Raw genomic sequence first — 12,871 nt, 5'->3', positions numbered from 1 at the left:
TGAGGAGGCTGAATGCCAGGGGCCGTCATCCCGGCGCAAGAGCTCCTGTCATTCCGGCGCAAGCCGGGATCCAGATCGATCCGCCTGAGGACTGGGGATGCAGGGCGCGCACTGCGTATCCTCTGCCTATTTCTGCCGATGCTGGCTGTCGGCTGGGCCATCGCCTTGCCCGCCTCACAGGCCGACGCGCTGCCTGCGGCCATGAGCAGTGATCTCTGCGCCGACCTGTTGTTGTTGCGCTTGGCCGAACCCGGCCAGATCCGCTCGGTCTCCTATCAGGCGCAGGACCCGCGTCTGTCACCGCTTGCCGAGCAGGCGCGCCTGTATCCTGCCAATCGTGGCTCGGTCGAGGAGCTCCTTACCCTTCGGCCGGAGGTCGCATTCGTCCATCAGGGTTGGCGGGGGCGGCATTGGGTCGAGACTCTGCAAGGGCAGGGGATCGAGGTCGTTGCCTTGCCTTATCCCCAGTCGTGGGACCAGGCGCTGGCCACAGCGCGCCTGATGGCCGAGCGTCTCGGGCGCGTCGCGGCGGTCAAGCCCAGTCTCTCGGCGCTGGCGCAGCGAATGGATGATCTGGGGAGGTGCGCCCGGCGCGCCCCATCCCATCGCCTGCTGTATCTACGACCCAGCGGCGGGACGGCGGGCGAGGGGACATACATCGATGATCTAATCCGGCGCCTGGGTCAGCGCAATCTTGCTGCCGAGCAAGGGATCAAGGGCTGGGGGCAGATCAGACTAGAGCGTCTCTTGAGCGACCCGCCCGATCTCTTTCTACTCGGTTATTTCGATCAAGCAGGGGTCGGGGCGCGGGCGGCATACGGCAGGCATCCGGCGCTGCGCGCCCTGATCGACCGCATCCCTGCCGTCTGGATCCAGGGTCAGGCCTGGGGCTGCGGGGGCCTCGAGCTCATCACGGTCGCCGAGCAGATCGCCGCCAGCTTGGACTCTGAATGCAGGCGCAGCGCCGGCGAAGAATGAAAACAAGCCAGCAGTGACATTGGCCGGCCTCAAGCTCAGGAACGTCTGCGAAACCCACCTCTAAGATGCGCTTTTATGTCCCAGTCGCTTTCATTCTCAGCTTCCTCAGCTTCGCACCCATCGCCCTTGTATCTCATGAGGCGGCTACCCAAGAGCCGCTCTTTCAGGTCAAGGTCAGGGAAGCACAGAAGCAGACAGCGCGCCCTGATGCCCTTGAGCGCCTTGACAGCATCGACAACGGCGATGACTGGCGGGATGGATAAATGACAGGAAAGACGAGGCGAGTGTGTCGTAGCCTATGGCGATGCGTTGGAAGTGCTTCATGCGGGCCGATAAACGCTCGATCAGATGGCGGTGCTTATGGGGATATCGTTCGAACACATGCTGGACGCATCGGTTGGCCCACAACGGGTTGGCTACCGGTTCCCCAACGCCGGGGTCACACCAACGGGCATGGACAGGCTAGCGTCTTGAAGTTGATAGGGTGCTCGAGCTTGGGATGGAGATACAAGATTGGAGCCGACGAGGGGATTCGAACCCCTGACCCACGCATTACGAATGCGTTGCTCTACCGGCTGAGCTACATCGGCGATGTTTGAAGGAAAGATGTTATGCTAAGCCTCGGCTCATATCAAGCTCCAGGGTCAGAGTCATCGCATGACAGCGAGGTGAGTCCAAGGAGCTCAGCGCGGTCATCCTCGGAGGCGGCGGCAATGAGGCGGTGAGCTTTGGTGCTGCCTTTGCGCTGGAAATGACCATTTCTCGCTACCTACGACGGCGACATACATGCGATTGCTCTGTTATCAAGCTACCCAAGAATGCCGCCGTCTAAGCCACCCGGATATACCTTAAACTTTTGTAATTAAGTTGGTCCTGGATTGAAAATAGTGTCGAACGCAAGGTCCAACAGATCCAGGTGGAGGTAATCCGTTAAATGCGTGACGGGGCCAAAAAACGACTTACTGGTGCCGTGGTGCTGGTCACCCTGGCGGTCATCTTTGTGCCGATGTTGTTTGAAGAGCGCTCGCCGCCAGCGCCGCCCCTCCAAGCGCCGCTCCCGCCGCCCCCTGAGTTCAGGCCTCCTCAAAAGATAGAGCCTTATATGGCGCCGAATCAGTCGGCGACTACTGGTTTGACCGTTAAAGAACCTGATCTAAAGCCGGGAGAATCGCTGGAAACCACAGCCTCTCCTGTTGCTGAATCAGCGCCATCCATCCCCTTCGAGCCACTCCAAGAACCGGTCTCGCCGTCCCCTCAGACCTCAGTGACTGCGCCCCGCTCGCCACCGCCTACACCGTCGCGTGCGTCAGGCAGCCCTACCTCTAAGCCAATGCCTCAGCCTGCACCTGCTAAGTCGGCCCCTGTGCCCCCTGTCAAGCCGGCGGCAACGCCGGCGACTAAACCGGACAAGCCGGAAACCCATAAGCCAGAGACCGCGATCAGCTTACCCGAACCGCCAAAGTCGCGGGCCAAAGGGATGCCGTCCTGGGTTATTCAGGTCTCAAGCCTCAACTCGCCTGAGGCGGCAACCAAGTTGGCTGATAGATTGAAACAGTCGGGATTTTCGGCCTTCGTCGAGCAGGCCGAGGTCAGCGGCAAAACCTATTATCGGGTGCGGGTAGGCCCAGACAGTGATCGGGCAGCTGCTGAACGGACCGCTGCTCAGCTACGTGAACAACATAAGCTTGATACCCTTATTCAACGCTATCCATGAGTCTGTCTGCGATGAATTGGATCGACTATGCCATCCTCGGCATCGTTTGTTTTTCGGCCTTGGTAGGATTGGCACGGGGTCTGATCCGCGAGCTCCTATCGCTCGGTACCTGGATCGCGGCGCTACTGGTCGCCTGGTTTTTCCATCAGGACCTGGCCGCCGTCTTGAGCGCCCAGATCGCCCATCCTTTGCTGCGCATAGCGGTGGCCTTCATCGTGCTCGTGATCGCTGTGCTGATCCTCGGCGCGCTGCTGGGCGCCTTATTGAGCGCCTTGATCGATAAGGCCGGCCTGAGCGGTCTCGATCATTTGTTGGGGATGCTCTTTGGGGGCGCGCGGGGGGTGGTGATTGTGGCGATGGCGATCTATCTAGCGGCACTCACCCCAGCGCCCAGCGATCCAACCTGGCATGAATCGCGTCTCATCAGCAAGGCCCAGGCGATCGCACAATGGTTGTTGGGTCTGATCCCTCCCGAATTCCAGGAACGGCTCAAGCAGATCTAGGTTCTAGGGTCGGGGGTCGGGGCTTTTTTGAGATCGGCTCATGCAGACAACTATTGTCCTTGGGCCGCTTGCGATGATCCAAGACGCCAAACCAATCCAGCGGCGATAAGCGCGCAGGCCCCGCTGAAAGCGAAGGCACAGGTCGCGCTCAGGGCTTGCCATAGCCAGCCGAAGATCAGGGATGCCGGCAGGAGCATCAATCCGGTGAGCAGATTGAACCAGCCGTAAGCGGTGCCGAGCTGGGCTTGGGGTGCAAGATCAGCGACCAGGGCCCTCTCCGCCCCCTCAGTTGCCGCCATGAAGAGCCCATAACCCAGGGCAACCAGCCATAGATACCAGATCTGGTTGCCCGAGAGCCCCAAGACCAGATAGCAACCGGCATAGATCAACCAGCCGGCGATGATCAAGGGCCGGCGCCCAAAATGGTCGGAGAGTGCTGACAGCGGTGCAGAAAGCAACATTGCCGCTGCTGAAACGACTGCCCATAGAAGCGGAACCTGTGCCTCGCTCAATCCGAGCTCGCGGGCGCGCAACAGTAAGAACATGTTGGATGAATTGCCGAGGGTAAAAAGGGTCACGGCCAGGAGATAACGCCGCAACGACGATGGGAGTTTGCCCCAGGTCCAGGCGTAGGGCGAGCGCTGAGATGAAAAGTGACTTGGGGGCTCGCGGACGGTCAGCCCCAGACCGAGCGCCAGCAGCCCGGGAATCAGGGTCAGCAGCAAGATATCGCGCAGCGGCAGGCCAATGGTCAAAAGGACCGCGGCCAGCAAGGGCCCTACCACCGCCCCGGCATTATCCAGTGCGCGGTGAACCCCAAAGGCCAGGCCGCGTTGGCCATCGGGTACTGTCCGTGCGAGCAAGGCATCGCGTGGGGCGGTGCGCAAGCCCTTGCCCACCCGATCGGCAAAGCGCAGGACCAATACCAGTGGCCAGGTGCTGGCGAGTGCCAGGAGAGGCCGTCCCAAGGTCGCCAGCCCGTAACCTGTTACAACCCAGGACTTGGCCGAGCCAAGGCGGTCGGTCATCACCCCGGAGAAGAGCTTAAGCAGGCTGCCTGTTGCCTCGGCAATCCCCTCGATTAGGCCCAACACCCTGGGTCCGGCCATGAGCACAGAGGTCAGATAGAGCGGTAGCAAGGGGTAGACGAGCTCGCTCGCCGAGTCGTTGAGAAAGCTGACCGCGCCAAGGGTCCAAACCGTTGCGGGGAGCTGCCATGCGCGCCAGTTCATCATCGCTAGCATCTGAGGGTGGCAAGCAGGCGTTTGGGTTTGAGGAGGAGTCCGAGCGCGCTCTGAATACTGGGCACGATCACATCGGCGGCCAGGAGTGTCGCCACTGCTGCTCCTTCATCCTGGATGACCACGATCCCCAAGACGGCTGCCGCAAGCATCTGCCGGTCATTGCGTTCATTGCCGAGCGCGACACAGCGTTCGGCGCCCAGGGTGTACAGATAAGCCGCCTTGTCCCGGTCCTAGTCTTGGGGTCCCAAGATCTGGATGCGAGCTGGCAGGTGCACAAGCTCGCTCTGGGCGCAACCAAAAGTATCAGCGGTGAGCACATGGATCTCAAGCTGGGCAGAAAGGGCAACGAGCGCCTCGGCAACCCCAGGCAGGAGGGTCCCATCGACCGCCAGGGTGCCATTATAGTCAGCGACGAGATGGTCGAGGCGCAGGGGGAAAAGGCCAGGGATGCTGATCTGCTGATCTCAAGCATGGGTGACCGCCTGAGGTGTGCTGGCTTGTAGACTACGTTCCGCGGCCTTGCTCACGAGACATGACGGATGTCGGCTCAAGGCGCACAGTGCCTTATCGCGCCAACTACCCCGTGGCCAGTCGCGTATCCGCTCGACGATTTCGATCCCGGCGACCACGTCGGTCGGATGTCTGAGGGCACAGGCGACAAGCTTCTCAGCGGTATCGGGTTCAGCGCGCAATCCCAAGGCGATGATGTCGCGCATCCTGACCTGCTCTCAAGAAAGTGCGCCTGTTTGCGCACTTTCTTGAGAGCAGTCCGAGAGCGGTGCAAGCCCCACCCAGATCGCTGCTTGCAACCAGATCTCGGTCATGGGCGGCTCTCCCCATCGGTGAATCCGGCCTCGACCGGTACGCGGATATAAAATAGGTTGAGCCGCTCTTTAGCAAGATGTGCCAGAAAGCGATCGGCCTCCTCATTGCTTACGACAAAGCCGACCTCGACCGGCAGATCGCCGGCAAGCTCGAAGAAATGTTCCTCATGCAGCCGTCCGTGCCGTCCAAATCCGGCAAAGGCGCGGAAGGCCGAGCCTCCCTGCAGCCCAAAGCGCTGGGCCTCCTCTAACAGCCACTCATAGAGCAATTTGTGATGATGGCGACGGTTCTCGGCCATGTAGAACTTAAGAAAGCAGCTAGACATGTTGGCGAAGCTCCCCAGGTTGCCGGTTAGCGGTTTTTCAGTGGCGTGTGAACAACCAGTGGGCCAAGGCCATCCCCAAGGCGGTCAAGGCCAACGAGCCAATGAGATGCACCCCGATCGCCGTCAATCCCCAGATCCACTCGCGCCGTGCCAGCAGATTGACCACCTCTGCCGAAAATGTCGAAAAGGTCGTCAATCCACCGAGATAGCCGGTGATGATGAGCAGGCGTAGCTCGGGCGGGGCACCCGGGTGACGCGCCGACCACACAACGGCCAGACCGACCAGCAGGCCGCCGAGCAGATTGGCAGCCAGGGTGCCCATGGGTAGATTCGGAAAGATCGGATTGAGTGCCAGCCCCAGCGACCAGCGCAGCAGGGCACCCAAACCAGCGCCAATGAAGACAGCAAGGGCGGAGAGCAGGCTCATGAGCCTCCAAGGGGTCGTAAAAAGCGGCTAGATTTGCGGCGAGAGAGAACATGGCGCGCCTACCCCTCTGGTTTCGCATGAGTACTGGGTAAGCATCATCAGCCGCAGGACGGCGGCTTGTAAGAAGGAATGCCATCTCCTGGGCCAGGAGTATAGCGAAAGCCTGTGGATTATGTGAACGCTTTGCGCGGGCAGGGGCACGATGAAACGCGCCTTAGGATATGATAATGTTTAAAACCAATTGGGCCCGGGTGGCGAAATCGGTAGACGCAAGGGACTTAAAATCCCTCGACCGCGGTCATGCGGGTTCGAGTCCCGCCCCGGGCACCACCCTCTTGCCTAAGCCCCTGTCTCACTCGTCGGTGAAGACAAACTGATCGCATCCCATGAGCCTTCCTGAACTCAAGGTTGAGAGGCAACGCCCCAAACGGCTGCGCGACCGGCTTTATCAATATTACCTGTTGGTGCGCCTACATCGTCCGATTGGGATCTTTTTGTTGCTATGGCCGGCGTTATGGGCGCTATGGTTGGCTGGTGCGGGCGAGCCGCCTTGGACGGTGGTGTCGATCTTTGTCCTGGGGGTAGTGCTGATGCGCTCGGCGGGATGCGCGATCAATGACTATGCGGACCGTTATTTCGATGGTCATGTGGCGCGCACACGTGAACGCCCCCTGGCGACGGGTCAGGTCAGTCCCACCGAGGCGATTGGGGTATTCCTCGTCTTGAGCCTGGTTGCATTCGGCTTGGTGTTGCAACTCAATTGGCAGACGATCGCCTTATCGGTCGTGGCCCTGGCCTTGACCGTCGTCTATCCCTTCATGAAACGCTTTACTCATCTGCCGCAGCTTTTCCTGGGCGCCGCTTTCGGGTGGGCGATTCCGATGGCCTTTACTGCGATCACAGGGCACATCCCGGGATATGCTTGGGTCCTGTTTGCTGCGACCCTGATCTGGGCGCTGATCTATGACACCCAATATGCCATGGTCGATCGTGAGGATGATCTCAAGATTGGGATCAAATCCACGGCCATCCTGTTTGGGCGCTATGACCGTTTGGCGATCGCCTTTTTACAACTCCTGATGCTGGGGCTTTTGTTCTGGCTTGGTCAGATGACGGGGCGCGGGCTGCTGTATCAGCTTGGGCTTGTCGCTGCCGCCGGACTTGCGGTCTATCAGCATAATTTGATCCGTCAGCGCGAGCCCGGGCGGTGTTTCCAGGCCTTTCTCAACAACAACTATTTCGGGATGGCAATCTTTATTGGGCTAGTTCTTGACTATGCCCTGGGCGGTTCGTAGTGCTCAGCGATCGCAATCGGCAACAGCAAACAGTCCCCGCGCATTGCGGAAATAGTTTTTGTAATCAAGTCCATAGCCATAGAGATAGCGATCCGGTACGCGGATACCGACCACATCCGCACTGCATGCATGCTCCCGCTCCTTTTCCACTAAGACCGCTGTGGTCAGGCTCGCCGCACCGTCCTCGCGGCAAGCGTCGATGATCTGTTTGAGGGTCAAGCCCTCATCCAGGATGTCATCCAAGATCAGGATATGCTCGCCACGGATGGACGCAGAGGGTCGGTAATGCCAGCGGATCTCGCCACCGCGCGTCTGACCCTGATAACGGCTGGCGTGGATATAGTCGAGCCGGAGCTGAAAATCGAGCCGCGGGAGAAGCTGACCGGTGACGATGGTGGCGCCGGTCATCACGCACAGAACCAAGGGGTCCTTGTCGGCAAGACGCGCGGTGAGCTCAGTCGCCATGCGGTCGAGCGCAGCTTCCATCTCCTCAGCTGTGGCTAGGCACTCAGCGCGGCTCGCCACGGCGGCATAGCTTGCAGGATCGAGTTTCATGCGATGTCCTCTGGGGTTGTGCGATCGGCAAAGGGGAGGTCCAGCGTTTCCCCAGCAGCGAGCTCGGCGATATGGGTCAAGGCGCGGCGCCATTCGGCGCGCTCTGGCAGGCGCTGGTTGTCGAGCCTAAGACGCCCGTGCATACGCAATAGACGCAGAGCACGCGCGGGATCGCCGTCACCCTTGAACGCCTCGATGAGCCCTACAGCGGCGGGGCGGTTATTGCAGATCAGGAGCATATCGCAACCGGCGTCTGCGGCAAGCCGCGCCCTCTCAAGTGGATCGCCGGCGGTTTGGGCTGCACCCATATTGAGGTCATCACTGAAGATGACGCCCTGAAATCCAAGCTGTTTGCGCAGGATCTCGCGCAGCCACACCGCCGAGAATCCTGCCGGCTGTCGATCGACCTGGGGATAAAGCACGTGCGCCGGCATCAGGGCCTCGATCCCCTGATCGATGAGCCGGCGAAAGGGAATGAGGTCGTCAAGCTCGAGATCGATGAGCGGGCGGTCATCGACCGGCAGTTCCAGATGTGAATCGGCAGCGACCCCGCCATGCCCGGGAAAATGCTTGCCGACGCTGCTCATACCTGCCTGATGGGCTCCACGCACCCAGCAGCTTGCCAATTCGCCGACGACCTGAGGGTCGCTGGCGAATGCGCGGTCGCCGATGACCGGGTGAAGCCCGCGATTAAGGTCTAAGACAGGGGCAAAGCTGAAATCGACCCCCAGGGAGCGCAGCTCAGCGGCCATCAGCCAGCCGATGGCCTCGCAAGCCGCACGCGCTTGGGCCGGATTGCGTTGATACAGCCGGCCAAACTGCCCGGCGGCGGGGAGACGGGTGAATCCCTCCTGAAAGCGCTGTACCCGTCCGCCCTCCTGATCGACCCCGATGAGTAAGGGTGGCTCGCGCAGGGCGTGTATCTCGGCGGTGAGGGTCGCAAGCTGGCGCGGCGACTCATAATTGCGCGCAAACAGGATCAGCCCGCCAACGGCTGGATGACGCAATAATTCGCGTTCCTCGGCATCGAGCGCCGTTCCCGCGAGATCAAGCATGATGGGGCCAAGCGACATGAGATAACCGTTTTTTATGGAGCCTGAGGGCGTTGTCATGCTCCAAGGTTTGCAAAAACCTGATAAGCTCCAACCCACAAGGCGTTTTGAGCCTGTTTAACCCTATTGGATTCGCAGATCCATGACCCGATCTAGAACAGCGAGTAACGACCCGGCCTCGGTGTTCGCTTTGGTCAACGCTTCTAGTCAGTCTTTTAAACCATGAATGCCAGAATACTAAATATCCTGCTTTGGATCATTGTCACTTTTTGGTTGGTGATAATGCTCAACAGTTTTACCGCGCCCAATCAGATCGAGGTGCGCAATATCAGCTATAGCCAGTTCCTCCAGGAGATTGCGAGCGGTGCTGTCCGTGAGGTCACCATCCAGAACGAGGCTATTCGTGGGGTGCGGGCGGACGGCTCGCGTTTCGAGACCTATGATCCAGGTGATCCGGGTCTAGTGGGGGATCTGCTCAAAAACAATGTTGTGGTACGCGCTAAGCCGCCGGAAGAGCCGGGGCTCTTCGTCCAACTGCTGAGCGCCTGGTTGCCTTTTATCCTCATGGCCGGGATCTGGATTTGGTTTATGCGCCGCAGCCTGGGGAATGGCTCGGGTGGATTGTTTAATTTCGGCAAGAGCCGTGCCCGTCATCATGCTGAGGGTGAGGTACGGGTCACCCTGCGCGACGTAGCGGGTATCGAGGAAGCCAAGGAGGAGGTTGCTGAGCTGGTCGATTTCTTGCGTAACCCGCAGAAGTTTGCCAGCCTCGGCGGACGTATCCCCCGCGGTGTGCTCATGGTGGGGCCGCCCGGGACGGGTAAGACTTTGTTGGCGCGGGCGATTGCTGGCGAGGCCAAGGTGCCGTTTTTCAGCATCTCTGGTTCAGACTTCGTCGAGATGTTCGTCGGTGTCGGCGCCTCACGGGTGCGTGATCTCTTTGAACAGGCCAAACGCCATGCCCCTTGTATCGTCTTCATCGATGAGATTGACGCCGTGGGCCGGCGGCGCGGCGCGGGTCTCGGCGGCGGGCATGACGAGCGCGAGCAAACACTCAATCAGCTCCTGGTCGAGATGGACGGCTTTGTCGGCAACGAAGGGGTGATCGTGATCGCTGCCACCAACCGCCCCGATGTGTTAGATCCAGCCTTGTTGCGTCCGGGCCGGTTCGACCGGCAGGTCGTGGTCGGGCTTCCTGATCTCGCTGGGCGCGCGGCCATCCTCGAGGTGCATATGCGCAAAGTCCCGATTGCCAAAGATGTCGATGCACGGGTGATTGCGCGCGGCACACCTGGCTTTTCCGGCGCTGATCTTGCCAACCTGGTCAACGAGGCGGCCCTCTTCGCTGCGCGCGCCGGCAAGGAAGAGGTGGATATGGCGATGTTTGAGAAGGCTAAGGACAAGATCCTAATGGGTGCCGAGCGGCGCAGCATCGTGATGTCCGAGTCCGAGAAACGTCTCACCGCCTATCACGAGGCCGGACATGCCATCGTCGGGCGCCTGGTCCCCGATCATGATCCAGTGCACAAGGTCTCGATCATCCCGCGCGGACGCGCCCTGGGGGTGACCCTATTTTTGCCTGAGCGCGATCGCTATAGCCTGACCAAACGCCAGCTGGAAAGCCAGATCTCGAGTCTCTTTGGCGGGCGTATCGCCGAGGAGATGATCTTTGGGCCTGAGCAGGTGACCACGGGTGCGGCCAATGACATCGAGCGCGCCACCGAGATCGCGCGCAAGATGGTCACCCGTTTTGGACTCTCCGAGACCATGGGTCCCCTGACCTATGCCGAAGATGAGGGTGAGGTATTTCTGGGGCGTTCGGTGACCCAGCAACGTCAGGTCTCACCGCAGACGGCGCTGGCAATCGACAAGGCGGTGCGTGCGATCATCGACCACAATTATCAACGCGCCCGCCAGATCCTTGAGGACAACATCGACAAGCTGCACCGTATGGCCGAGGCGCTCTTGACCTATGAGACGATCAACAAGGAACAGATCGACGACATCATGGCCGAGCGGCCGATGCGTACGCCCGACGACGACGGCAGCAGCGGCCAACCCCGGGTGGATGCTGGCGGCGATCCGGAATCTGGCGGGGCACCGGATCAGCCGCCAGTGGCCATCGGCGGGATCTGAACGGACCTAGACCCTCCTTTAGCTCAGGCCCTTCTGCAAACGGGGCCTGGTGCCTTGGGAAATCTGCAGCTGCGATGGCAGACAGGGGGTGGGAAGGAATCAGCGGGGCAGGGGTCTTTCAGGGCGCTAGCGCCCGTCCGTAGGCAATGACTTTTATCTACGCTGCTGGATAAAGCGTTCGACCAGGAGGCGGGTCGATGGGTCATGGTCTGCGGTCGTCTTGCCCTGGCGTATCTCATCCAGGATCACCCCCGCCAATTGTTTGCCGAGCTCTACCCCCCATTGGTCAAATGAATTGATCCCCCAGATGACCCCCTGGGTGAAGATCCGGTGTTCATACAGGGCGATCAGGGCGCCAAGGGTATGGGGTGTCAAGCGCTCCATAAGGAGGGTATTGGTCGGGCGATTACCAGGGAAGGTGCGATGCGGGGCCAAGAAACGCGCATGTGCCTCATCCATCCCTGAGGCCAGGAGTTCAGCGAGGGCCTCATCATAGGTCCGCCCGCGCATCAGGGCCTCAGTCTGGGCGAATAGATTGGCCATGAGCTTGGGATGATGATCCCCGAGCGCATAATGGCTGTGGATAGCCCCGATAAAGTCGGCAGGGATCAATTGCGTGCCCTGATGGATCAATTGATAAAAGGCGTGCTGCCCATCCGTCCCCGGCTCGCCCCAGACCACTGGGCCAGTGCTATATGCAACCGGCGTCCCATCGCGGGTGACCCCTTTGCCATTGCTTTCCATATCGCCTTGTTGCAGATAGGCGGGCAGGTAGCGCAGGGATTGATCATAGGGCAAGACGGTCTGGGTCCTAGCGCCGGCAAAATTGATATACCAGATACCGATCAGTCCCATCAGCACCGGCATGTTCTCGGCCAGGGGTGCGGTGCGAAAATGTTCATCCATGGCATGGGCGCCTGCCAGCAGCTCGCTGAAGCGCTCAAAACCCACGCTCAAGGCGATCGGCAGCCCGATGGCCGACCAGAGCGAATAGCGTCCGCCGACCCAATCCCAAAAGACGAACATATTGGCGGTATCGATCCCGAAGGCCGCTACCCGTTCGGCATTGGTCGAGACTGCGACGAAATGTCGCGCCACGGCCTTGGGATCGCCCAGGGCTGCGACCAACCAATCGCGAGCGCTGTGGGCATTGGTCAGGGTCTCCTGGGTAGTGAAGGTCTTGGAAGCGACGATAAAGAGCGTCCTGGCCGGATCCAGGTGCCTGAGGGTTTCAACCAGATGGGCGGCATCGATATTGGAGACGAAATGTACCCGTAGCGCCTCGCTTTGATAGGGGGTCAAGGCCGTACAGACCATCTTGGGCCCGAGGTTTGATCCACCGATCCCGATGTTGACCACGTCGGTGATCCGCTCGCCGGTATAACCGCGCCAATCGCCCGAACGTACGCGATTGACAAATGACTCCATTTGGCCGAGCACCCGATTGACCTTGGGCATGACATCGCAGCCCTCGACCAAGATCGGGTGGTTGCTGCGATTGCGCAGGGCGATATGGAGCACCGCGCGCCCTTCGGTGTTGTTGATCGGCTCACCCTGAAACATCCGCTCGATCCACCCGCGGAGATCGACCGCCTCGGCGAGGGCGAGCAATAGATCCAGGGTGTCTGGGGTGATGAGGTTCTTGGAATAATCTAGATAAAGCCCCGCCGCTTGTATGGACATGCGTTCAGCGCGTCTAGGGTCGGCTGCAAACAGCGCGCGCAGATGCTGGAGGCGCAGGGTTTCCCAATGTTGCTGTAAGGCCTGCCATTGGGGAAGCTCGTTGACAAGCGGCATCGCGGTCTCCTTTAAGCGGT

Annotated in this window: 13 protein-coding genes, 2 tRNA genes and 1 riboswitch; of the genes, 7 read left to right on the top strand and 8 right to left on the bottom strand. The window is 60.2% G+C overall.

Annotated elements, in window-relative coordinates:
- Window positions 1-12 precede the first annotated feature (12 nt).
- Window positions 13-978 (top strand): ABC transporter substrate-binding protein, encoded by a 966-nt coding sequence (locus GWK36_RS12505; protein ID WP_246237561.1) that lies wholly within the window; start codon window positions 13-15, stop codon window positions 976-978.
- Between the two features lie 514 nt (window positions 979-1,492).
- Here GWK36_RS12505 and GWK36_RS12500 read toward each other — a convergent pair.
- Window positions 1,493-1,568: transfer RNA gene (locus tag GWK36_RS12500), tRNA-Thr, on the bottom strand.
- A 944-nt stretch (window positions 1,569-2,512) separates the two neighbouring features.
- Between GWK36_RS12500 and GWK36_RS15550 the strand changes: the two genes are divergently transcribed.
- Together GWK36_RS15550 and GWK36_RS12490 are read left to right on the top strand one after the other, a co-directional pair.
- Window positions 2,513-2,692, top strand: a complete 180-nt coding sequence (locus GWK36_RS15550) for an SPOR domain-containing protein (protein ID WP_246237560.1) — start codon at window positions 2,513-2,515, stop codon at window positions 2,690-2,692.
- Between the two features lie 11 nt (window positions 2,693-2,703).
- Window positions 2,704-3,195 carry a CvpA family protein gene (locus GWK36_RS12490; protein WP_166271548.1) on the top strand — a complete coding sequence of 164 codons (492 nt, stop codon included), beginning with the start codon at window positions 2,704-2,706 and terminating at the stop codon, window positions 3,193-3,195.
- A 50-nt stretch (window positions 3,196-3,245) separates the two neighbouring features.
- On the opposite strand, the gene GWK36_RS12485 is transcribed toward GWK36_RS12490, so the two are convergent.
- Entirely contained in the window at window positions 3,246-4,430 is a 1,185-nt protein-coding gene (locus GWK36_RS12485; RefSeq protein ID WP_210756780.1) for an MFS transporter, read from the bottom strand.
- On the opposite strand from GWK36_RS12485, the gene GWK36_RS12480 reads away from it, so the two are divergent.
- The gene (locus GWK36_RS12480) at window positions 4,412-4,942 is read left to right on the top strand and encodes a hypothetical protein (RefSeq protein WP_166271546.1); all 531 of its coding nucleotides are present in this window, start codon (window positions 4,412-4,414) and stop codon (window positions 4,940-4,942) included. The two genes, GWK36_RS12485 and GWK36_RS12480, sit on opposite strands and share 19 nt — an antisense overlap.
- On the opposite strand, the gene GWK36_RS12475 is transcribed toward GWK36_RS12480, so the two are convergent.
- The 3 genes from GWK36_RS12475 to crcB form a co-directional block, all read right to left on the bottom strand.
- The gene (locus GWK36_RS12475) at window positions 4,904-5,155 is read right to left on the bottom strand and encodes a hypothetical protein (RefSeq protein ID WP_166271544.1); all 252 of its coding nucleotides are present in this window, start codon (window positions 5,153-5,155) and stop codon (window positions 4,904-4,906) included. The genes GWK36_RS12480 and GWK36_RS12475 overlap by 39 nt on opposite strands.
- A 104-nt stretch (window positions 5,156-5,259) precedes the next feature.
- Window positions 5,260-5,589, bottom strand: coding sequence for a DUF190 domain-containing protein (locus GWK36_RS12470; protein ID WP_166271542.1), 330 nt, complete (start codon window positions 5,587-5,589; stop codon window positions 5,260-5,262).
- A 37-nt stretch (window positions 5,590-5,626) separates the two neighbouring features.
- Window positions 5,627-6,016 carry a fluoride efflux transporter CrcB gene (gene crcB / locus GWK36_RS12465; RefSeq protein ID WP_166271540.1) on the bottom strand — a complete coding sequence of 130 codons (390 nt, stop codon included), beginning with the start codon at window positions 6,014-6,016 and terminating at the stop codon, window positions 5,627-5,629.
- Between the two features lie 82 nt (window positions 6,017-6,098).
- Window positions 6,099-6,165: riboswitch (Fluoride riboswitch) on the bottom strand.
- Window positions 6,166-6,261: 96 nt separating this feature from the next.
- Here crcB and GWK36_RS12460 point away from each other — a divergent pair.
- Window positions 6,262-6,346 (top strand) — tRNA-Leu (locus GWK36_RS12460).
- A gap of 56 nt (window positions 6,347-6,402) precedes the next feature.
- Entirely contained in the window at window positions 6,403-7,311 is a 909-nt protein-coding gene (gene ubiA / locus GWK36_RS12455) for a 4-hydroxybenzoate octaprenyltransferase (protein WP_166271538.1), read from the top strand.
- A gap of 3 nt (window positions 7,312-7,314) precedes the next feature.
- On the opposite strand, the gene GWK36_RS12450 is transcribed toward ubiA, so the two are convergent.
- Both GWK36_RS12450 and nagZ read right to left on the bottom strand, forming a co-directional pair.
- On the bottom strand, window positions 7,315-7,866 hold the full coding sequence (locus GWK36_RS12450; protein ID WP_166271536.1) for a hypoxanthine-guanine phosphoribosyltransferase: 552 nt from the start codon (window positions 7,864-7,866) through the stop codon (window positions 7,315-7,317).
- Complete coding sequence (gene nagZ / locus GWK36_RS12445; RefSeq protein WP_166271534.1) at window positions 7,863-8,939, bottom strand: beta-N-acetylhexosaminidase; 1,077 nt, start codon at window positions 8,937-8,939, stop codon at window positions 7,863-7,865. The genes GWK36_RS12450 and nagZ overlap by 4 nt, the downstream gene beginning before the upstream one ends.
- Before the next feature lie 201 nt (window positions 8,940-9,140).
- Here nagZ and ftsH point away from each other — a divergent pair, with 201 nt between their 5' ends.
- Window positions 9,141-11,054, top strand: coding sequence for an ATP-dependent zinc metalloprotease FtsH (ftsH, locus tag GWK36_RS12440; RefSeq protein WP_166271532.1), 1,914 nt, complete (start codon window positions 9,141-9,143; stop codon window positions 11,052-11,054).
- Window positions 11,055-11,207: 153 nt separating this feature from the next.
- On the opposite strand, the gene pgi is transcribed toward ftsH, so the two are convergent.
- A complete protein-coding gene (pgi, locus tag GWK36_RS12435; RefSeq protein ID WP_166271530.1) occupies window positions 11,208-12,851 on the bottom strand; it encodes a glucose-6-phosphate isomerase in 1,644 nt (547 codons plus the stop codon).
- Between the last annotated feature and the right edge of the window lie 20 nt (window positions 12,852-12,871).

This window comes from Caldichromatium japonicum (assembly GCF_011290485.1).
In the GTDB taxonomy this organism is placed as follows: domain Bacteria; phylum Pseudomonadota; class Gammaproteobacteria; order Chromatiales; family Chromatiaceae; genus Thermochromatium; species Thermochromatium japonicum.
This window is presented reverse-complemented; position numbering and strand designations above follow the sequence as displayed.